Source organism: Pseudolabrys sp. FHR47 (assembly GCF_005153485.1).
Classification (GTDB): Bacteria; Pseudomonadota; Alphaproteobacteria; order Rhizobiales; family Xanthobacteraceae; genus Pseudolabrys.
On the sequence record NZ_CP039740.1, the window covers coordinates 1,764,807 to 1,783,272 of the forward strand.

Genomic DNA, 18,466 nt, shown 5'->3' on the forward strand with positions numbered 1-18,466 from the left:
TCACCTCTCCCATAGGGAGAGGTCGGCGCACGAAGTGCGCCGAGTGAGGGGTTACAAACTATCGGACTCACTTTCCCCCTCACCCCGGCCCTCTCCCCACAGGGGAGAGGGAGAAGGCAGAGTTCGCCTCGAGCCCTGGTGTCAGTTTTTGAAGCTAAAATGCGTCGCGTGAACCGGAGGCCTTGACCGGCAGATGCTTGAGCGCGGCGGATGCGCCTTCGCGCACCAGGGAAAAATCACTGCCCACGGTCATGAAGCGGAAGCCGCGCTTGGCCATTTCGAGCGCGCGCTGGGCATCGCGGCAGTAGATTCCGGGAATCTTGCCGGCCTTGATGGCGGCGGCGCAAATCCGGTCGATGGCGGCATTCACTTCCGGCGCCTCGATGTCCTGTGCCTTGCCGGCCGACAGCGAGGTCGACAGGTCGTAAGGCCCGATGAACAGCGCATCGATGCCGGGCGTAGCGGCGATCGCCTCGACGTTCTTGAGCGCCTCAGGCGTCTCGATCATGGCGAATGTCAGCGTGCCGGCATTGGCGGCGGCAAGGTAATCGGTCGCCGCCATTTGTCCCTGCAGCATCATCGCGCGGGGCGGGCCGAAGGAGCGCTCGCCGAGCGGCGGATACTTCGCGGCGGCGGCGAACTGCCGCGCATCGTCGGCGGTGTTGATCATCGGCGCCACGATGCCCTCGGCGCCGAAATCGAGCGCGCGACTCACCATGCCGAAGTCGGCGAGCGGCACGCGCACGAATGGCGCGGCACCGGCATGATGCACGGCGCCGATACCCTCACGGAGCGTGTCGGTATTCCAGAGCCCGTGTTGGGCGTCGAGAACGACGGCGGGAAACCCTTCGCGCGCGATCGTCTCGGCGACGATCGGCGCGCCCATCATGCACCAGCCGGAGAAGACGGTTTCTCCGGCGCGCAGGCGTTTGGCGAGGGTGAAGGCCGGCATGGCGGCGCCGGGTGCCTCAGCCGGCCTGGATCTGAGCGATGGCGGTGGTGAGCAGTTCGTTCATTTTCGCACGAACTTGCTGCTCGGTGATGCCCTTGCCCTCGAGATCCTTGACGACTTTCTTCAAAACGTCGTTGTCGCCGGCTTCCTCGAAATCCGCCAGCACCACTTCCTTGGCATAGGCATTGGCGTCGTCGCCCGATTTGCCGAGCATCTCCGCGGCCCACAGGCCGAGCAGCTTGTTGCGCCGGGCCATCGCCTTGAACTGCAATTCCTCGTCATGCGCGAATTTCTTTTCGAAGCCTTCTTCGCGCTTGTCGAAAGTGGTCATGCCGCCCTCATGATTGACAGGATTTTACCGCGTTTGCATATCGCCCGACCCGGGTCAAGGCAACCTACCAGCCTCTTATTACGGCAAAAATGCGAGGTGGAAAACGCCCCGTCCCGTCGATTGTGTCGCACCGGGCATTGGGCTAGGTTGACCCGGTGGCCGAGACGTTTTAGCGCATGCCCACATGAGCTTGCGCTGGATCGAAAAGAACCACAGCCGAGGGTCTTTAGGCGCTTCAACAAGGAACCACGGCATCCCATGGACATTCACAAACCACGGTACATCCCGATGAGCCGACGCCGCCGCATTTACGAAGGCAAGGCGAAGGTCCTCTATGAGGGCCCGGAGCCAGGGACGCTGATTCAGCATTTCAAGGATGACGCGACCGCTTTCAACGCCAAGAAACACGAGGTGATCGAAGGCAAGGGCGTACTCAACAACCGCATCTCCGAGTACGTCTTCCAGCACCTCAACGATATCGGCGTGCCGACGCATTTCATCCGCCGGCTCAACATGCGCGAGCAGCTGATTCGCGAAGTGGAAATCATTCCGCTCGAGGTGGTGGTGCGCAACGTCGCCGCCGGCTCGCTGTCGACCCGCCTCGGTATCGAGGAAGGTACGCAGCTGCCGCGCTCGATCATCGAGTTCTACTACAAGAACGACAAGCTCAACGACCCGATGGTGTCGGAAGAGCACATCACCGCGTTCGGCTGGGCCTCGCCCCAGGAGATTGACGACATCATGGCGCTCGCCATTCGCGTCAACGATTTCTTGTCCGGGCTCTTCCTCGGCGTCGGCATCCGTCTCGTCGACTTCAAGATGGAGACCGGCCGGCTCTGGGAAAACGACGTGATGCGCATCGTCGTCGCCGACGAGATCTCCCCGGATTCGTGCCGGCTGTGGGACATCAAGACCAACGACAAGATGGACAAGGACCGTTTCCGCCGCGACATGGGCGGGCTGGTCGAGGCCTATACCGAGGTCGCCAAGCGCCTCGGCATCGTCGCCGAGGGCGAGCGCCCGCAGGGCACCGGCCCGGTGCTGGTGAAGGGCTGAGGACGGCGATTCGCCGTCATTGAGCCGAATCCGCAAGGGTGCTAACCGGGGGCCTTGATGGCCCCCGTTTTGCTTCTAAATCTGCGTTGGAAACACCGATGAAAGCTCGCGTCACCGTCACCCTGAAATCCGGCGTTCTCGACCCGCAAGGCAAGGCGATCGAGGGCGCGTTGCGCTCGCTGGGCGTCGACGGCGTCGCCTCGGTGCGCCAGGGCAAGGTGTTCGACATCGAGCTGGAAAGCGGCGACCGCGCCAAGGCCGAGGCGCTGCTCAAGCAGGCCGCCGACAAGCTTCTGGCGAATACGGTGATCGAGAACTATCACGTCGAGGTTCTTGGGTAGGAACGCGAGCGCACCATGAAATCCGCCGTCCTCGTCTTCCCCGGAATCAACCGCGAGCGCGACATGGCGCGCACGCTCAGGCTCGTTTCCGGCCAGGCGCCGGCGATGGTCTGGCACACCGAGCATGAACTGCCGACGGGCACCGACCTTGTCGTCGTGCCGGGCGGTTTCTCCTACGGCGACTACCTGCGCTGCGGCGCCATCGCCGCACGCTCGCCGATCATGGACGCGGTGCGCAAATTCGCCGACAAGGGCGGGCTGGTGCTCGGCGTCTGCAACGGCTTCCAGATCCTGTGCGAAACCGGCCTGCTGCCGGGCGTCCTGATGCGCAACGAGAATTTGCGCTTCATCTGCCGCGACGTGTTCCTGAAAGTGGAGCGCTCCGACACGCCGTTCACGCGCGGTTACAACGCCGGGCAGGTGATCCGTGTGCCGGTGGCGCACGGCGAGGGCAATTACATCGCCGACGGCGAAACCATCGCGCGCCTGGAAGGCGAGGGCCGGGTGATTTTCCGCTATGCGAGCCCGGACGGCATGATCGACCCGGACTGGAACCACAACGGCGCCATCAACGCCATCGCCGGTATCGTCAACGAAGGCGGCAACGTGCTCGGCATGATGCCGCACCCGGAAAACCACGTCGAAGCCGAGATCGGCTCGACCGACGGCCGCGGCCTGTTCGCCGGGCTCGCCGAGGCGCTCAAAAAGGCGGCCTGACGCCGCTCCTTCGGAGGAGTAGCGAAAAACCGCAATTTTGGCGGTGTGATCGCGGCCGAGGCCCGATTTTCCTCTGGAAGCCTCGCACAAGGGTGTCTAAGTCCGGGGAGGTCCGTGCTAGGCAAAATTGCGCCCGCCGCTCCCAGGAATCCCATGCTTTCCAACGACGTCAAAATCACGCCTGAACTGGTCGCCGAACACGGCCTCAAGCAGGACGAATACCAGCGGATTCTGGACCTGATCGGCCGCGAGCCGACGCTCACCGAGCTCGGCATCTTCTCGGCGATGTGGAACGAGCACTGCTCGTACAAATCCTCCAAGGTCCATCTGCGTGGCCTGCCGACCAAGGCGCCGTGGGTGATTCAGGGGCCGGGCGAGAATGCCGGCGTCATCGACATCGGCGATGGGCTCGCTTGCGTCTTCAAGATGGAGAGCCACAACCACCCAAGCTACATCGAGCCTTATCAGGGCGCGGCAACCGGCGTCGGCGGCATCCTGCGCGACGTGTTCACCATGGGCGCGCGGCCGATCGCGTGCCTCAACGCTTTGTCCTTCGGCGCGCCGGAACATCCCAAGACGCGGCACCTCGTCTCCGGCGTCGTCGCGGGCATCGGCGGCTACGGCAATTCCTTCGGTGTGCCGACGGTCGCCGGCTCGGTGCGCTTCCACAAGCGCTATGACGGCAACATCCTGGTCAACGCGATGGCCGTCGGTCTCGCCGAGAAGGACAAGATTTTCTACGCCGCGGCGTCCGGCGTCGGCATGCCGATCGTCTATCTCGGCTCCAAAACCGGTCGCGACGGCATTCACGGCGCCTCGATGGCGTCGGCCGAGTTCGACGACAATTCGGAAGAGAAGCGCCCGACCGTGCAGGTCGGCGATCCCTTTTCGGAAAAGCTGCTGCTCGAGGCTTGCCTTGAAATCATGGCCAAGGATTGCGTCATAGCCATCCAGGACATGGGCGCGGCCGGCCTGACATCGTCGGCCACCGAGATGGGCGCCAAGGGCAATCTCGGCGTCACGCTCGACCTCGACAAGGTGCCGTGCCGCGAAGAGGGCATGACGGCTTACGAGATGATGTTGTCGGAGAGCCAGGAGCGCATGCTCATGGTGCTCAAGCCGGAGAAAGAGAAAGAAGCCGAAGCCATCTTCCGCAAATGGGGCCTCGACTTCGCGGTGGTCGGCGAAACGACGCCGTCGATGCGCTTCATCGTCAGGCACCACGGCCAGGTGATGGCCGATTTGCCGATCAAGGAGCTCGGTGACTCAGCGCCCGAGTACAAGCGGCCCTTCGTCAGCCTCGAGAAACCGGCCGCCATCGATGCCGGCGCCATCGAACCGCCGGGGACGATTGCGGACGCACTGGAGCGTCTCGTCGCGACCCCCGATCTGTGCTCGAAGCGCTGGGTCTGGGAGCAGTACGATCACATCATCGGCGGCAACACCGTGCAGCGGCCGGGCGGCGATGCCGCCGTGGTGCGTGTGCTCGACGGCCCCAAGGGCCTGGCGCTGACTACCGACGTGACGCCGCGCTATTGCGAGGCCAATCCGTTCGAAGGCGGCAAGCAGGCGGTGGCCGAGACTTGGCGCAACTTGACCGCGGTCGGCGCGACGCCGCTCGCCATCACCGACAATCTCAATTTCGGCAATCCGGAACGGCCCGAAATCATGGGCCAGTTCGTCGGCTGCGTGCGCGGCATTGCCGAAGCCTGCAAGGCGCTCGACTTCCCGGTCGTGTCCGGCAATGTGTCGCTCTACAACGAGACCAACGGCAAGGCGATTTTGCCGACGCCGTCGATCGGCGGCGTCGGCGTCATCGCCGATTTCAGGAAGAGCGCGAGCCTCGCCTTCAAGAAGGAAGGCGAGGCGATCCTCGTCGTCGGCGAGACGACGGGCTGGCTCGGCCAGTCGATCTGGCTGCGCGAAATCTGCGCGCGGGAAGAGGGCGCGCCGCCGCCGGTCGATTTGCTCGAGGAGCGCGAGAACGGCGACTTCGTGCGCGCGCTTATTCTGGATGGCGCGGCCACTGCCGCGCACGATCTGTCCGATGGCGGGTTGCTGGTGGCGCTGGCCGAAATGGCGATGGCCTCCGGCATCGGCGCGAAACTCGACGCCGCGCCGGACGACGTGCCGGCGCACGCCTACTGGTTCGGCGAGGATCAGGCCCGTTACATCGTGACGGTGCCCGCCCAGGCCGTCGATCTCGTGATGGCGCGGGCGCGCAAGGCCAGTGTGCTGGTGTCACGCATCGGCACGACCGGCGGCGACGCGATCGCGGTCGAGGGCCAGCGGGCGCTGGCAGTGTCTGACCTGAACGAGCGCACCGAAGGCTGGCTGCCCGGCTATATGGCCGATCGGAATTGATTGCCTAGGAAGTAGGCGCCGCCGGCGGCCGTCATTTTCTGAATCTTCATGTAGTTTATCGTCCCGCTCAACCATTTCGCAGGACGGGTTATTTATTTTGATTGTGACGCTTTGCCGCTCCGCCTTTTGCGGTCTGGCGGCGTCGCATTTTCCGCCGGACCCCGGTTGGTCCATTCCGAATCGCCGTTTTTACGCTCCGGAATAAACAAGCATGGCCTCGACCGGCATCGTGCCCCGTCGCACATTTCGCATTCTCAGCCGCATGAATCTGACCTCCCGCCTGACGCTGATGGCCATTCTGACCATGGCGATCGCGGTCGGCATCTCGCTTTGGACGTCAATGTCGATCACCAGCGGCGAGATGTACCGCCGTGCCCAGAATGCGCTCGATATCAATATCAAGCTGCTCGACAGCGCGCTGACGGCCTATGGGCCGGCGCGCCGCGACGGCGACAAGTTCTATTTCGGCAACACGCTGATCAACAACAATTTCGAGGCCGTCGACCGCGTCAAATCGATTGCCGGCGGCACCGCCACGGTGTTCATGGGAGATACGCGCGTTTCGACGAATGTCGCCAAGCCCGACGGCTCGCGCGCGGTCGGCACCAAGCTGGCGCAGGGCCCGGCTTACGAGACCGTGTTCACCAAGCGCCAGACCTATCGCGGCGAAGCCAACATTCTCGGCGAGACCTATCTCACCGTCTATCAGCCGATCGTCAGCGGCAACGAGGTGCTCGGCATCGCCTATGTCGGCGTCAAGAAGGCCGAGTTTTTCACTGTGCTCGAACAGCTGATGTGGACCAGCCTGATCGGCGGTCTCACCGTGATCGTGCTCGCCGGCGCCGCCATGTTCTTGCTGGTGCGGCGCATCTTCGCGCCGGTCGGCACGATCCGCCGCGAGCTCGTGGCGATGGCGACAGAAGCCTCGGGTCACGCGCTCGATGCGAAGCGTCGCAGCGAAATTGAGGAGATGCACGACGCCGTGGTCGTCCTTGGCGAGGCGACACGCGCCAAGCAGGCGGCCGAAGCCGAGGCGGCCGCCTTGCGCGAGCGTGTCGACGCTCAGCGCCGCCGGCGCGCCGAGCAGGTCGCGCTCGCTTCGGAGGAGCGTTCGCGCGCCGTGCAGGAACGCGTGCGCGCCATGGACGAGATTTCGTCCACGGTGAAGAAGAACGCCGGCGAAGCGGCCGAAGCCGATCGTGTCGCGACGTCGACCTGTGACGTTGCCGACCGCAGCGGCCAGATTGTCTCCCAGGCGATCGAGGCGATGTCGCGCATCGAGGAATCCTCGCACAAGATTTCCGACATCATCTCGGTGATCGACGAGATCGCGCGCCAGACCAACCTCCTGGCGCTCAACGCCGCCGTCGAAGCCGCGCGGGCCGGCGAGGCGGGCCGCGGCTTCGCCGTTGTCGCGACCGAGGTGCGCAGCCTGGCGCAGCGTTCGTCGCAGGCCGCCAAGGACATCAAGCAGCTCATCGTGTCGTCGTCCGACCGCGTCAAGGAAGGCGTCGGGCTGGTCAACAGCGCCGGCTCCTCGCTCGCCGAGATCGTCGATCAGATCCGCAAGGTGGCGAGTATCGTCTCCGGCATCGCGGTGGCCAATAACGAGCAGGCCGCCGGCCTCGAACAGATCAACCGTACGCTGACCCAGCTCGACGAGGCGTCGGGCACTATCGAGCTGGACGGCGACGAGGAGGCGATGGCCGCCTGAGCGGCCATCCGGCGATCAACGGATCGGCGCGGTGCCCTTGAGTGCCGCCTTGCATAGCGGCGCGAGGCTGGCCTCATTAGCCTGCAGGCAGGCGATCTTCTGGCCGTCGCCGACCCCGGTGTCGCGGCAGCGGCGGATCAGGTCGCGCATGCAGGCGCGGCCGATCACGGCCGTCATCACCACCGGCGCGTTGGGGCGCTGTGTAACCGGTGCCGTGGGTGCGGCCGGTGCCGCGGTATCCGCAATATCCGCCAGCGACGTTTTGCAATTCGGCGATAGTTTGGCGGCATTGGCCTGCAGGCAGGCAATGGCTTCCGGCCCACCGAGCGGCACACCCTTGCAGTTGCGGGAGAAGTCGCCGCGGCAGGTGTTTTTGATAGCGCTCATCTGCGCGGGGGTCGGTGGCGGAGGCGCGTCAGCCGCGGGCGGCATGGCGGCCTGCTGAGGCGCCGGAGCGGGCTTGGCCGGAGCCGGCGGCGTGGCGGCTCGTGCCGCTGGCATCGCCGCGGCAGGTCTAGCGGCGGGCATGGTGGCGGCCGGTGGCTTGGCCATCTGGATGGTTGGGGTTGCCGCGGCGGGTGGCGGTGGCGCCGCAGGCGTGGCTGCGGCTGGCGCCGGCGCGGCTGGGGGTGGCGCAGCTGCCGCGGCGGGCGCGGGCTTCGGCAAGGTGGCGCTGACGGCGCTCTGACAGGCGGGCGACAGCGAGGCCACGTTCTTCTGCAGGCACTGCAGCGCCTCGGCGCCGCCTGGACGCACGCCCGAGCATTTCGACATGAAATCGGAGCGGCAGGACGCCTTGATGGCCGATTGCTGCTCGGCGGTGACTTGCGCCGCCGCATCCTGGCTCAGCGCCAGTGCGAGCAGGCCGCCCAAAGCGGCCGAACGAAACACCTTGCTGCTGCTCGCGAACACCATTGGCCGACCCTCCCTGCGCGACAATTTGCGCGACTATAACATCCACGTCCGGCGACGCGAGTTCGACATTTTTTGCGTGCAAACAGCCCCGTAAGGGCTGCCGCAGGCGCGGGTGTCGCGTAGTGTGGCGGTGAAGGAGTTCTGGCAATGGCGATGAATGCGGGTGAAATCGAGCGGTTGATCAAGGAGGGGATTCCGGACGCACAGGTCACGATTCGTGACCTCGCCGGCGACGGCAATCACTATGCTGCCACCGTGCTGGCGCCTTCCTTCGCCGGCAAGACCCGGGTCCAGCAGCACCAGCTGGTCTACAACGCCCTCAAAGGCAATATGGGCGGGGTCCTGCACGCGCTGGCGCTACAGACCGGCACGCCGTGAGCCAAATCTTCCAAAAAGCCAGAATTAACAATCGTTTCAGTCCCATTTCGCCGACCCCCTTGGGGTGGCAGGGCGACCTGGGCTACATATATCGGCGGTCAGGGACCGGCTCCCGCGACCGCACCGAGCGCGCCCAGGACGCCCTGGAGACGAGAGCCAGACAAAGCAACGAAGGGATCGTGCCGCCATGGGCATCGAGCAGTTCATCGACAACGAAGTGAAGTCCAACGACGTGGTGCTGTTCATGAAGGGCACGCCGCAGTTTCCGCAGTGCGGCTTCTCCGGCCAGGTGGTGCAGATCCTCGACCACCTCGGCGTGCCCTACAAAGGCCTGAACGTGCTGGAGTCGATGGACCTGCGCGAAGGCATCAAGGCCTATTCGAACTGGCCGACCATTCCGCAGCTCTACATCAAGGGCGAGTTCGTCGGCGGCTGCGACATCATCCGCGAGATGTTCCAGGCTGGTGAATTGCAGCAGGCGCTGAAAGACGCCGGCGTCGCTACCACCGCGCAGGCCTGATCGCCGCGTTATCGCCTTTCGTCAGAGCCGCTCAGGACCCGTTGCGGTCGTGAGCGGCTTTGTCATGTCGCGACGAAGCGATAGGCGTTGTCTTTCTTTTCGACATGGCCTGTGCCCGGATAGGGCAGGTGGAAGCCGATGAGCTTTGCCTTGTCGGTGGCGAGGCGATCGAGCAATTTGGCGCGTGTCGCCGCGCCGAGATCGGGAATGTGATCGGCCGTGGTTCGCCATTCCGGATGGGCGAACGAAATCGTCGGATGCGCCACGGCATCGCCGGTGATGATCAGATCCTCGCTGCCCTTGAGCGCGATCGAGACATGGCCCTGGGTGTGGCCGGGCGTTGACACGATCTGCAGGCCGGGCACGATCTCGTCGCCGTCCTTCATCATGACGACGCGGTCCTTGATCGCAGCGTAATTGCGCCGCGCGCCGGTGACGAAGCCGGCGCGTTCGGCCGGCAGTCCGCGCGTCGCGTTGTCGCCGTGCCAGAAGTCCCATTCCGCCGCACCGACATAAAACGCCGCATCGGGCAACATCAACTCGTCAAGTTCGTCGACGGCGCCCCACAGATGATCGGGATGGCCGTGGGTGAAGATCACCTTGGTGATCTTGGCCTTGTCGATGCCGGCGACTTTCAGATTCTCCCACAGCTTGCCGGCGGACGGCATGAAGCGGTCGCCCGAGCCCATGTCGATGAGGATGAGATCGTTGCCGTGCTTGAGAAGGGTGACGTTGGTCGGCGAATTGTAGCTGTCGCCGGTCTGGCCCGCGGCTTTGAGCAGGGCGGCACGCTCGTCCGCCTTGGCGTCGGGCGCGAGGAAGCTGGTTGGCAGAACCAGATGGCCGTCGCTGACGACCATGACGTCGAACGCGCCGTGTTTGAAACTATGCGGTGCGGCGGCCAGAGCGGGCAGGGCACGCCATGCCGCTGCGGCGGCAGTGCCAGCAAGCAGCGTGCGACGGGTCAGAGAGGTCATGGCCAAGGTCCCGGATATATTCAGGACCATGAATAACAAATCCCCCGCCTTTTGGGCAGGGGATTTGGCAGCCTTGGTGCTAGGCGACGTGTCGCTTAGCGCGAATAGTATTCCACCACCAGATGCGGCTGCATCTGAACCGGGAACGGCACGTCCGACGGCGAGGGCACGCGCGCGATCTGCGCGGTCATCTTGCCGGTATCGACGGCGATGTAGTCCGGCACGTCGCGCTCGGCCAAAGCCTGCGCTTCGAGGACCAGGTTCATCTGCTTCGACTTCTCGCGGATCTCGACGACGTCGCCGACCTTGAGACGGTAGCTGGCGATGTTGACCTTCTTGCCGTTCACCTTGACGTGGCCGTGGTTGATGAACTGGCGGGCGGCGAACACGGTCGGAACGAACTTGGCGCGGTAGATGACCGCATCGAGGCGGCGCTCGAGCAGGCCGATCATGTTGGCGCCCGAGTCGCCCTTCATGCGGATGGCTTCGTCGTAGATGCCGCGGAACTGTTTCTCGGAAATGTTGCCGTAATAGCCGCGCAGTTTCTGCTTGGCCTTGAGCTGCACGCCGAAGTCGGAGAGCTTGCCCTTGCGGCGCTGGCCGTGCTGGCCGGGACCGTATTCGCGGCGGTTCACCGGGGACTTCGGACGGCCCCAGATGTTCTCGCCCATGCGGCGGTCGATTTTGTACTTGGATTCCAAACGCTTGGTCATCGCGTCCTCATAAAGACAGTGATTAAGGGTTGAGGAAACGCGCCCTCCTTTGTCCCGGGTCACCCCGGAACCGACAGGCAAGTCCTTTAAAGCGTAAGGGCTTGTCGCGGGTCGCGAAACGCCAAACGGGCCGCAATCGGCCCGTGAGGTGGCCGCCTTTTAAGCGCCGCCGGAGGCGATGTCAAACGCCGGCTGCGTCGGTCCGCCGCAGGGATTCATAGCAAAACCCGAGCGGAACTCGCCCATTTTCGCTTGCCCGCACACGGTATCCGCACCATTTTGTCGCGGTCAGGCCGGGCCCCTCTGGCAGTCGTCAAGACTGTGATGTCGGACTGAAAACTCCACGTGGGTCCGATGCGCCAGGATAAGTCATATCGCCAAATCGATTCTGGTACGCCAAGCGAGGCCGAGCCCTATTTCGTGCCGACGCTGGCGATTGCCTTCCTGATCGCTTTTGCCCTCGTGGTTGTGCTGTTGCCGCCGGAGCTGGTGCTGCCGGCACTCAGCCTGCTCGCTCTGGCGGGGGCGGCGGCCATCGGCATCACCGCCTACCTGTCGCCTCGGTTCGCATCGCTCAAGCCGATCAATGGCTGGGACATCGCCGGCGCGTTGACGCTGATCGGCTGCGCCGCGGCCATTCTCGGCGAAATCGAACCTGTCGTCGAATACCTGAAACCGCTACCGGAACGGAGCCCATCGCGTGGTTGATTTCGCTCAATTGTTTTCACCTGAGTCCTTAAGCGCATTTGCCCAGGTCATCATGATCGACCTGGTGCTCGCGGGCGACAATGCGGTCATCATCGGCCTTGCCGCGGCGGGCCTGCCGGCCGATCAGCGGCGCAAGGCCATCATCGTCGGCATTATCGCCGCCACCGTGCTGCGCATCGCCTTTGCCGGCGTCGCCATCCAGCTTCTGCAGATTGTCGGCTTGCTGCTCGCCGGCGGCATTCTGCTGCTCTGGGTGTGCTGGAAGATGTGGCGCGAATTGCGGACGTCGCACAAGGAAGAGGAGGATGCGAGAGAGGCTCTGGAAGAAGCCGACCTCAACGCCGACGGCACCATCTCCGGCGTGGCGCCGCGCAAGACCTTTGCCCAGGCCGCCTGGCAGATTCTCATCGCCGACGTGTCGATGTCGCTCGACAACGTTCTCGCGGTCGCGGGCGCTGCGCGCGACCATCCCATCGCGTTGGCCTTCGGTCTCGTGCTGTCGATCCTGCTGATGGGCCTGGCGGCGAACTTCATCGCCGGGCTGCTCAGCAAGCACCGCTGGATCGCCTATGTCGGTCTCGCCATCATTCTCTATGTGGCGCTGGACATGATCTGGCGCGGCGCGGTCGACGTGCAGGCCGCGGTGGCGATGATCAGTTGAAGCCAAAGCTTCTGAGCGCCGCCGCGAGCGGCGCCGGGGGCGCACGACCCGATGTGAAGAAAATTTGCGGCGGCGCGGATTGCGCCGCCGTTTTCCATTCGTGCAGCAGGTCGGCGACGCGGCGCGCGATGGCCGGCGCCGGATCGATCCATTCGACCGGCCACGGAGCCAGCTTGCGGAAGCGCGCCGTCAGCAGCGGGTAGTGGGTGCAGGCGAGGACCACGGTGTCGGTGCGGCGGCCGTCGTTATCGACAAAGCAGGGCGCGATCTCGGCCGCGATCTCGGCGTCCGCGACCGGCAGGCCGGACAGCTCACGCTCGGCGAGGCTCGCCAGATGGGGCGATCCGACGAGAATGACATCGCAGCCGGATGCAAATTCTCGGATCAGGGCGTGGGTATATTCCAGCGACACCGTTGCGCGCGTGCCCAACACCGCGATGCGTTTGGTCTGCGACCGGGCGCAGGCCGGTTTGATGGCCGGCACGGTGCCGACAAAGGGTACGCTGAAATTCTTCCGTAGTTCGGCCAGCGCCAGGGTCGAGGCCGTGTTGCAGGCGATGACAATGAGATCGGGATTGTGCGCTGCGATCGCGTCGCCAATGACCTGGACGATCCGCTTGATCAGCGCGTCAGGGGGCTGATTGCCGTAAGGAAAGCCGGCGTCGTCGGCGACGTAGACATAGCGCGCGTCGGGGCGCGCGGACGCGACTTCGCGGAACACGGTGAGGCCACCGACACCGGAATCGAAGATCAGCACCACCGGGGCAGCGTTTTCTGGACGTTTTTTAAGGTTCGGCATGGAGGCAATCGGCGACGGGCTCGCAAGGTGACGGCGCAGGGAACGGCCGCGGCGGCCGTTCATTACCTGAGGAGACTAGGGGGCGAGAGTTTAGGATTCGATATCAAGGATTGGATGCAGCCATGAAAATCAGGACACTCGCCATCGCCGCCGGCGCTTTTCTGCTCTCGGGCGGCCTTGCCGCCGCGGCCACCGTGACCAACGATCTCAACCTCCGCGCCGGCCCCGGCACGGGCTATCGCGTCATCGGCACCATGCCGGCCGGCGCCTATGTGGACGTGATCGGCTGCAGCGGCAGCTGGTGCCGCGTGAACTGGGGCGGCGCGGTCGGTTATGCCAGCGCCAGCTATCTCGCCGGTGGCGGTGGCTACTATGCAGCCGCGCCGGTCTATGTCGCACCGCCGCCGGCGGTCAGCTTCGGCTTTAGCTTCGGTAACGCCCCGCGCTGGCAACGACATCAGTGGCACGGCCACCGTGGCGGATGGCGCGGGCCTCATTGGCGCCGCTAAGATAGGCGCGCCGGCGCTCGTCGGCGCGCCCGGTCAGGCTTCGCCGAACACGCGCTTGAAGATCGTATCGACCTGGGCGAGGTGATAATCGAGGTTGAAGTTGGCCTCGAGTTCCTTGTCGCTCAACGCCTTCTTCACGTCCGGATCGGCCTTGAGCAGCGCGAGGAAGTCGTTGCTCTCGCCGCCCCACACTTTCATCGCATTGCGCTGCACGAGGCGATAGGCGTCTTCGCGGGCGACGCCGGCCTTGGTCAGCGCGATCAGGATGCGCTGCGAGTGGATGAGGCCGCCAAGCTTGTTGAGGTTCTTTTCCATGTTGGCCGGATAGACCAAGAGCTTGTCGATCAGGCCGGTCAGGCGGGCGAGCGCGAAGTCGAGCGTGACGGTGGCGTCGGGGCCGATCATGCGTTCGACCGAGGAGTGCGAGATATCGCGCTCGTGCCACAGCGCCACATTCTCCATCGCCGGCAGCGCATAGGCGCGCACCATGCGGGCAAGGCCGGTGATGTTTTCCGACAGCACGGGATTGCGCTTGTGCGGCATCGCCGAGGAGCCCTTCTGCTTCTCGGAAAAAAACTCTTCCGCTTCCAGCACCTCGGTGCGTTGCAGGTGGCGGACTTCGATGGCGAGGCGCTCCATCGACGAGGCGATGACGCCGAGCGTTGCAAAGAACATGGCGTGGCGGTCACGCGGGATGACCTGCGTCGACACCGGTTCGACCGCGAGGCCCATGGCCTTGGCGACATAGGCTTCGACGCGCGGATCGACCTGCGCGAAGGTGCCGACGGCACCGGAAATGGCGCATGTGGCGACCTCTTTACGCGCGGCGACGAGGCGCTCGCGGCCGCGCGCAAATTCGGCATAGGCCTGCGCCATCTTGAGGCCGAAGGTCGTCGGCTCGGCATGGATGCCGTGCGAGCGGCCGACGGTCGGCGTCAGCTTGTGCTCGAAGGCGCGACGCTTGAGCGCGGCGAGCAGGGCGTCGAGATCTTTCAGCAGCAGGTCAGCGGCGCGCACGAGCTGTACGTTGAGGCAGGTGTCGAGCACGTCCGACGACGTCATGCCGGAATGCATGTAGCGCGCTTCCGGGCCGACGATCTCGGCGACATGGGTGAGGAAGGCGATGACGTCGTGCTTGACCTCCGCCTCGATGGCGTCGATGCGGGCGACGTCGAACGTGGCTTTGCCGCCTTTATCCCAGATGATCTTGGCCGCTTCCTTCGGAATGACGCCGAGTTCGGCCATGGCAGAGGCGGCATGCGCCTCGATCTCGAACCAGATGCGGAATTTGGTTTCCGGCGACCAGATCGCGGTCATCTCGGGGCGGGAGTAACGGGGGATCATGTCGCGGTCTCCTTACCTCCCCCTGCAAGGGGGAGGTCGCCGAGCGTCGCTCGGCGGGTGGGGGTCATTGGCGGGGCTGCTTGACCCCACCCTGAACCGCCTTTCGGCAGTTCGACCCTCCCCTTTCAGGGGAGGGATAAGAAAGAAGCTACGCCGCCTCGCCGCGGGGCAGGCTGCCGGCCTGACGGATCGCGGCGATGTTTTCCTTGTACGCGCCGCCCTTGAACACGGCCGAACCGGCGACCAGCACATTGGCGCCGGCGCGCACGACGTCGGCGGCATTGGCGGCAGTGACGCCGCCGTCGACCTCGAGATCGATCGGCCGGCCGCCGATCATGGCGCGGATGGCGCGGATCTTGTCGAGCTGCGAGGGGATGAAAGCCTGGCCGCCGAAGCCGGGATTGACCGACATGACGAGAACGAGATCGACCATGTCGATGACATTCTCGATGGAGGATGCGGGTGTGCCGGGATTCATCACCACGCCGGCCTTCTTGCCGAGCGCGCGGATCGCCTGCAGCGACCGGTGCAGATGCGGGCCGGCCTCGACATGGACGGTGATGACATCGGCCCCGGCCTTGGCGAAGGCCTCGAGATAGGGATCGGCCGGCGAAATCATCAGGTGGACGTCGAAAGGCTTCTTCGAGGCGCCGCGCACGGACTTCATAACGTCGGGGCCGAAGGAGATGTTCGGCACGAAATGGCCGTCCATGATGTCGACGTGAATCCAGTCGGCGCCGGCGGCGTCGATGGCGCACACCTCGTCGCCGAGCTTGGCGAAATCGGCGGCCAGGATCGACGGCGCGATGAGGAGCGGACGGGTCATGCGGGGTCTCCGGATCACGGTCCGCGTAACACGGCGAAATGGCCGCGGCAACGCTCGGAAATGCCGGAAAACCCGGCTGTTAACGGTTTTTCCGCAGCCGTTTCGCCAGGGGTTTGAGCAGCGCCGGGAAGATATAGATCGGAAACTGGACTAGCGCGAAATAGAACCAGGCGAGGTCGGGCAGGGCCGAACCGAGCGCACCGATCACGGCGCCGAGATTGCGGAAGCCGGCGAGAAAGCCGACTACGATGGCGCGATCGAGGCCGGCGCGCGCGAACAGGATCGCGGTGAGGCCGATCACCGCGACGGCGATCGCGACGATGATCCCCAGCAGCTTCAGCGCAAATAGCGGGTCTGCGGCGACATGGCGCGTCACCGGCTCCATGGCTGCGATGGCGAATACGAAAACGGCGATGACGTTGAGGCCGTCGAGAACCTGCGTCTGCTCCTCGATTCGCCTCTGGCCGACGGCTCGGCGGATGATGAAGGCGAGAATTCCCGAGGCGAAGAAGAATACGAACAGCTTGCTGCCGAGTTCGAACGGCGTGAACAGCGAGGTGCCGAGAAACAGATAACTGAAGGCCACCGTGGTGATCGGCGACAACGCGCAGCATGCGATCAGCGCTACCAGCGAGAAGCCGATATTGAGCCCCATCAGCGCGGCGAAGGCGACCGTCGAGGTGATCGGCGCGATGGCCGACTGCAGGATCATGATCGGGAAGAGGTCGGGTGCCATCTCGCTCAGGCCAACCAGCGCATAAAGCGATCCGAGCAGGAGCGGTACGGCGATCATGACCCAGAGCGCCGCGAGGATGACGAGGCGCGGCGAGCGCAGCACAGGCCGCAGCGCTTCCGGGTCGGTGCGCAGGTAGGAAAACAGCAGCAGCACGAACACCGTCGCGCCGAGATACGGTTTCACATAGGCGGCGAGCTGCGGCACCGCGATGCCGAGAAAAATGGACAGGGCAAGCGCGGTCGTTCCCTGCCGGCCAAGCCAGGCGAGCGCGGCCAGCGGCCAGCGTGAAAGCGACATGTGTCCCGAACTCCCGGCGTACCCGGCTCTGATAGCGCGCCCGGGCGCCCCGATCCATATTGGTAGCGGCGATCGCCTCTGCGAAAGACAGGGTTGAACCCCGTCCGGTAACGCGCCAAAAGGAACAAAAGGCGGGCTAAACTCCATGGCACGTACCGACGTCATCGTTCTCGGGGCCGGCATTGTCGGCACCTCGATCGCATTGCAGTTCGCGAAGCGCAACATGAGCGTGGCGCTGATCGAGCGCGCCGGGCCGGGCGAACAGACCTCCTACGGCAATTCGGGCGTCCTCGAAAGCTCGACCATCCTGCCGCCAGCCTTCCCGAACGATTTCGGCGCGCTGCTGCGGATCGCGCTGAAACAGGCCAGCGACGCCAATTATCACCTGAGTTTTCTGCCCTGGGTGGCGCCGTGGCTGCTGGCTTTCCGCGCCGCTTCGGCCCCGAAAGTCATCGAGCAGACGGCGCGCATCAACCGTCCGCTGTTCGCCCGCGCCATTCCCGAGCACGAAGAACTGATGCTCGAATCCGGCGCGACGCAGCTCATGCGCCGCAATGGCTGGATCAAGCTCTACCGCAGCGACGCGGCGTTCCGCGGGATGGCGCGGGAGCTTGAACTGGCCCGCGAATTCGGCATGGCGATTGAGGTTCTCGATCCGGACGGCGCGCGCAAGCTGGAGCCGTCGCTCAATCCGGTCTTCAAGCATGCGGTCTATTGGCCGAGCGCGGTGAGCCTCAGCGATCCGCTGGCCCTGACCAAAGCCTATGCGGCGCGGTTCACGGCGCTGGGCGGCTTCACCCTCAAGGGCGATGCGCTCAGCCTGCACCGTTCCGGCAGCAACTGGCGGGTCGAGACCGACGAGGGCCCGATCGATGCGCCCGAAGTAGTCGTCGCGCTCGGGCCCTGGGCGCCCGATCTCCTGAAGAGCTTCGGAATCCGGCTGCCAATGGGTTTCAAGCGCGGCTATCACCGCCACTTCAAGACCGAAGCCAGTGCGCCTTTGTCGCGGCCGGTGGTTGACGTTCAGTACGGCTATCTCGTCACCCCGATGCGGCAGGGCATTCGCGTCACGACAGGCGCAGAGTTCGCCGCGCGCGATGCGGCACCGACACCGGTGCAATTCGACCGCTTCATGCCGAAGCTGAAGGACCTCTACAAGATCGGCCCGCGCGCCGACGATCAGACCTGGCTCGGCGCCCGGCCGTGCTTCCCCGATTCACGGCCGGTCATCGGCCGCGCTCCGGGGCAGAAGGGTATGTGGCTTGCGATCGGCCATGCGCATTGGGGCCTGACTTTGGGTCCCGTCACCGGGCGTCTGCTGGCGGAGATGATGCGCGGCGAAACACCGTTCCTCGATCCGAAGGGTTTCGCCGCGGAGCGGTTTCTTTAAGCCGCCGAGGTTATCTCGCGGCAGATATAACGATCGCGAATGTGCCGATTGAAGTACGTGCCCTTCGAGCGCGCAGCACGGAAGGCCTGGGCGACCGATGGTGGCACCAGATAATACTCGTACACGCGGCCGCTGACGAAGGTCACGGTCAGCCGGCTGTGCTCGTTCTCGTATGCGATGTTTTCGACGACGCTCGATGGCATGACAGCCAAACGCCG

General features: G+C 64.8%; 21 protein-coding genes. 11 read left to right on the top strand and 10 right to left on the bottom strand.

The genetic code is table 11. The features are described 5' to 3' along the window. Positions 1–154: 154 nt before the first annotated feature. The gene (locus E8Q40_RS08655) at positions 155–952 is read right to left on the bottom strand and encodes an HpcH/HpaI aldolase/citrate lyase family protein (protein ID WP_137044000.1); all 798 of its coding nucleotides are present in this window, start codon (positions 950–952) and stop codon (positions 155–157) included. 16 nt (positions 953–968) lie between these two features. After that, on the bottom strand, positions 969–1,283 hold the full coding sequence (locus tag E8Q40_RS08660; protein WP_137044001.1) for a DUF1476 domain-containing protein: 315 nt from the start codon (positions 1,281–1,283) through the stop codon (positions 969–971). Between the two features lie 258 nt (positions 1,284–1,541). On the opposite strand from E8Q40_RS08660, the gene purC reads away from it, so the two are divergent. The 5 genes from purC to E8Q40_RS08685 all read left to right on the top strand — a co-directional run bounded on the left by purC (position 1,542) and on the right by E8Q40_RS08685 (position 7,475). After that, on the top strand, positions 1,542–2,339 hold the full coding sequence (gene purC, locus E8Q40_RS08665) for a phosphoribosylaminoimidazolesuccinocarboxamide synthase (protein ID WP_137044002.1): 798 nt from the start codon (positions 1,542–1,544) through the stop codon (positions 2,337–2,339). 98 nt (positions 2,340–2,437) lie between these two features. Further along, positions 2,438–2,680 carry a phosphoribosylformylglycinamidine synthase subunit PurS gene (purS, locus tag E8Q40_RS08670; RefSeq protein ID WP_137044003.1) on the top strand — a complete coding sequence of 81 codons (243 nt, stop codon included), beginning with the start codon at positions 2,438–2,440 and terminating at the stop codon, positions 2,678–2,680. Positions 2,681–2,695: 15 nt separating this feature from the next. Beyond that, positions 2,696–3,397 carry a phosphoribosylformylglycinamidine synthase subunit PurQ gene (gene purQ / locus E8Q40_RS08675; protein WP_137044004.1) on the top strand — a complete coding sequence of 234 codons (702 nt, stop codon included), beginning with the start codon at positions 2,696–2,698 and terminating at the stop codon, positions 3,395–3,397. Between the two features lie 153 nt (positions 3,398–3,550). Further along, positions 3,551–5,761, top strand: a complete 2,211-nt coding sequence (purL, locus tag E8Q40_RS08680; RefSeq protein ID WP_137044005.1) for a phosphoribosylformylglycinamidine synthase subunit PurL — start codon at positions 3,551–3,553, stop codon at positions 5,759–5,761. Between the two features lie 211 nt (positions 5,762–5,972). Beyond that, positions 5,973–7,475 carry a methyl-accepting chemotaxis protein gene (locus E8Q40_RS08685; RefSeq protein WP_137044006.1) on the top strand — a complete coding sequence of 501 codons (1,503 nt, stop codon included), beginning with the start codon at positions 5,973–5,975 and terminating at the stop codon, positions 7,473–7,475. 15 nt (positions 7,476–7,490) lie between these two features. On the opposite strand, the gene E8Q40_RS08690 is transcribed toward E8Q40_RS08685, so the two are convergent. Beyond that, positions 7,491–8,390, bottom strand: coding sequence for a hypothetical protein (locus tag E8Q40_RS08690; RefSeq protein WP_137044007.1), 900 nt, complete (start codon positions 8,388–8,390; stop codon positions 7,491–7,493). Positions 8,391–8,537: 147 nt separating this feature from the next. Between E8Q40_RS08690 and E8Q40_RS08695 the strand changes: the two genes are divergently transcribed. Continuing rightward, positions 8,538–8,768, top strand: a complete 231-nt coding sequence (locus E8Q40_RS08695) for a BolA family protein (RefSeq protein WP_137044008.1) — start codon at positions 8,538–8,540, stop codon at positions 8,766–8,768. 187 nt (positions 8,769–8,955) lie between these two features. Then, a complete protein-coding gene (gene grxD, locus E8Q40_RS08700; RefSeq protein WP_137044009.1) occupies positions 8,956–9,288 on the top strand; it encodes a Grx4 family monothiol glutaredoxin in 333 nt (110 codons plus the stop codon). Positions 9,289–9,350: 62 nt separating this feature from the next. Here the strand turns inward: grxD and E8Q40_RS08705 are convergent, their stop codons facing one another. Next, a complete protein-coding gene (locus tag E8Q40_RS08705) occupies positions 9,351–10,265 on the bottom strand; it encodes an MBL fold metallo-hydrolase (protein WP_246663044.1) in 915 nt (304 codons plus the stop codon). Between the two features lie 95 nt (positions 10,266–10,360). Beyond that, entirely contained in the window at positions 10,361–10,978 is a 618-nt protein-coding gene (gene rpsD / locus E8Q40_RS08710; RefSeq protein WP_137044011.1) for a 30S ribosomal protein S4, read from the bottom strand. 354 nt (positions 10,979–11,332) lie between these two features. Here rpsD and E8Q40_RS08715 point away from each other — a divergent pair, with 354 nt between their 5' ends. Both E8Q40_RS08715 and E8Q40_RS08720 read left to right on the top strand, forming a co-directional pair. Next, a complete protein-coding gene (locus E8Q40_RS08715; RefSeq protein ID WP_137044012.1) occupies positions 11,333–11,686 on the top strand; it encodes a hypothetical protein in 354 nt (117 codons plus the stop codon). A 52-nt stretch (positions 11,687–11,738) separates the two neighbouring features. Continuing rightward, positions 11,739–12,347: a TerC family protein gene (locus E8Q40_RS08720; RefSeq protein ID WP_137046644.1), complete on the top strand. Its 609-nt coding sequence runs from the start codon at positions 11,739–11,741 to the stop codon at positions 12,345–12,347. Here the strand turns inward: E8Q40_RS08720 and murI are convergent. Beyond that, on the bottom strand, positions 12,340–13,146 hold the full coding sequence (gene murI, locus E8Q40_RS08725) for a glutamate racemase (protein WP_137044013.1): 807 nt from the start codon (positions 13,144–13,146) through the stop codon (positions 12,340–12,342). The genes E8Q40_RS08720 and murI overlap by 8 nt on opposite strands. A gap of 122 nt (positions 13,147–13,268) precedes the next feature. Between murI and E8Q40_RS08730 the strand changes: the two genes are divergently transcribed. After that, entirely contained in the window at positions 13,269–13,655 is a 387-nt protein-coding gene (locus E8Q40_RS08730; RefSeq protein WP_137044014.1) for an SH3 domain-containing protein, read from the top strand. 33 nt (positions 13,656–13,688) lie between these two features. On the opposite strand, the gene purB is transcribed toward E8Q40_RS08730, so the two are convergent. The 3 genes from purB to E8Q40_RS08745 all read right to left on the bottom strand — a co-directional run bounded on the left by purB (position 13,689) and on the right by E8Q40_RS08745 (position 16,858). Continuing rightward, entirely contained in the window at positions 13,689–14,999 is a 1,311-nt protein-coding gene (gene purB, locus E8Q40_RS08735; RefSeq protein WP_137044015.1) for an adenylosuccinate lyase, read from the bottom strand. A 148-nt stretch (positions 15,000–15,147) separates the two neighbouring features. Next, positions 15,148–15,825, bottom strand: coding sequence for a ribulose-phosphate 3-epimerase (rpe, locus tag E8Q40_RS08740; protein ID WP_137044016.1), 678 nt, complete (start codon positions 15,823–15,825; stop codon positions 15,148–15,150). A 79-nt stretch (positions 15,826–15,904) separates the two neighbouring features. Continuing rightward, positions 15,905–16,858: a Na+-dependent transporter gene (locus tag E8Q40_RS08745; RefSeq protein WP_137044017.1), complete on the bottom strand. Its 954-nt coding sequence runs from the start codon at positions 16,856–16,858 to the stop codon at positions 15,905–15,907. 145 nt (positions 16,859–17,003) lie between these two features. Here E8Q40_RS08745 and E8Q40_RS08750 point away from each other — a divergent pair, with 145 nt between their 5' ends. Next, a complete protein-coding gene (locus E8Q40_RS08750; RefSeq protein WP_137044018.1) occupies positions 17,004–18,248 on the top strand; it encodes an FAD-binding oxidoreductase in 1,245 nt (414 codons plus the stop codon). Here E8Q40_RS08750 and E8Q40_RS08755 read toward each other — a convergent pair. Further along, positions 18,245–18,451, bottom strand: a complete 207-nt coding sequence (locus E8Q40_RS08755; RefSeq protein ID WP_137046645.1) for a KTSC domain-containing protein — start codon at positions 18,449–18,451, stop codon at positions 18,245–18,247. The two genes, E8Q40_RS08750 and E8Q40_RS08755, sit on opposite strands and share 4 nt — an antisense overlap. Between the last annotated feature and the right edge of the window lie 15 nt (positions 18,452–18,466).

Coding starts and splice junctions, on each gene's coding strand:
- E8Q40_RS08655 (WP_137044000.1), bottom strand. CDS start 952: ATGCCGGCCTTCACCCTCGCCAAACGCCTGCGCGCCGGAGAAACCGTC.
- E8Q40_RS08660 (WP_137044001.1), bottom strand. CDS start 1,283: ATGACCACTTTCGACAAGCGCGAAGAAGGCTTCGAAAAGAAATTCGCG.
- purC (WP_137044002.1), top strand. CDS start 1,542: ATGGACATTCACAAACCACGGTACATCCCGATGAGCCGACGCCGCCGC.
- purS (WP_137044003.1), top strand. CDS start 2,438: ATGAAAGCTCGCGTCACCGTCACCCTGAAATCCGGCGTTCTCGACCCG.
- purQ (WP_137044004.1), top strand. CDS start 2,696: ATGAAATCCGCCGTCCTCGTCTTCCCCGGAATCAACCGCGAGCGCGAC.
- purL (WP_137044005.1), top strand. CDS start 3,551: ATGCTTTCCAACGACGTCAAAATCACGCCTGAACTGGTCGCCGAACAC.
- E8Q40_RS08685 (WP_137044006.1), top strand. CDS start 5,973: ATGGCCTCGACCGGCATCGTGCCCCGTCGCACATTTCGCATTCTCAGC.
- E8Q40_RS08690 (WP_137044007.1), bottom strand. CDS start 8,390: ATGGTGTTCGCGAGCAGCAGCAAGGTGTTTCGTTCGGCCGCTTTGGGC.
- E8Q40_RS08695 (WP_137044008.1), top strand. CDS start 8,538: ATGGCGATGAATGCGGGTGAAATCGAGCGGTTGATCAAGGAGGGGATT.
- grxD (WP_137044009.1), top strand. CDS start 8,956: ATGGGCATCGAGCAGTTCATCGACAACGAAGTGAAGTCCAACGACGTG.
- E8Q40_RS08705 (WP_246663044.1), bottom strand. CDS start 10,265: ATGACCTCTCTGACCCGTCGCACGCTGCTTGCTGGCACTGCCGCCGCA.
- rpsD (WP_137044011.1), bottom strand. CDS start 10,978: ATGACCAAGCGTTTGGAATCCAAGTACAAAATCGACCGCCGCATGGGC.
- E8Q40_RS08715 (WP_137044012.1), top strand. CDS start 11,333: ATGCGCCAGGATAAGTCATATCGCCAAATCGATTCTGGTACGCCAAGC.
- E8Q40_RS08720 (WP_137046644.1), top strand. CDS start 11,739: ATGATCGACCTGGTGCTCGCGGGCGACAATGCGGTCATCATCGGCCTT.
- murI (WP_137044013.1), bottom strand. CDS start 13,146: ATGCCGAACCTTAAAAAACGTCCAGAAAACGCTGCCCCGGTGGTGCTG.
- E8Q40_RS08730 (WP_137044014.1), top strand. CDS start 13,269: ATGAAAATCAGGACACTCGCCATCGCCGCCGGCGCTTTTCTGCTCTCG.
- purB (WP_137044015.1), bottom strand. CDS start 14,999: ATGATCCCCCGTTACTCCCGCCCCGAGATGACCGCGATCTGGTCGCCG.
- rpe (WP_137044016.1), bottom strand. CDS start 15,825: ATGACCCGTCCGCTCCTCATCGCGCCGTCGATCCTGGCCGCCGATTTC.
- E8Q40_RS08745 (WP_137044017.1), bottom strand. CDS start 16,858: ATGTCGCTTTCACGCTGGCCGCTGGCCGCGCTCGCCTGGCTTGGCCGG.
- E8Q40_RS08750 (WP_137044018.1), top strand. CDS start 17,004: ATGGCACGTACCGACGTCATCGTTCTCGGGGCCGGCATTGTCGGCACC.
- E8Q40_RS08755 (WP_137046645.1), bottom strand. CDS start 18,451: ATGCCATCGAGCGTCGTCGAAAACATCGCATACGAGAACGAGCACAGC.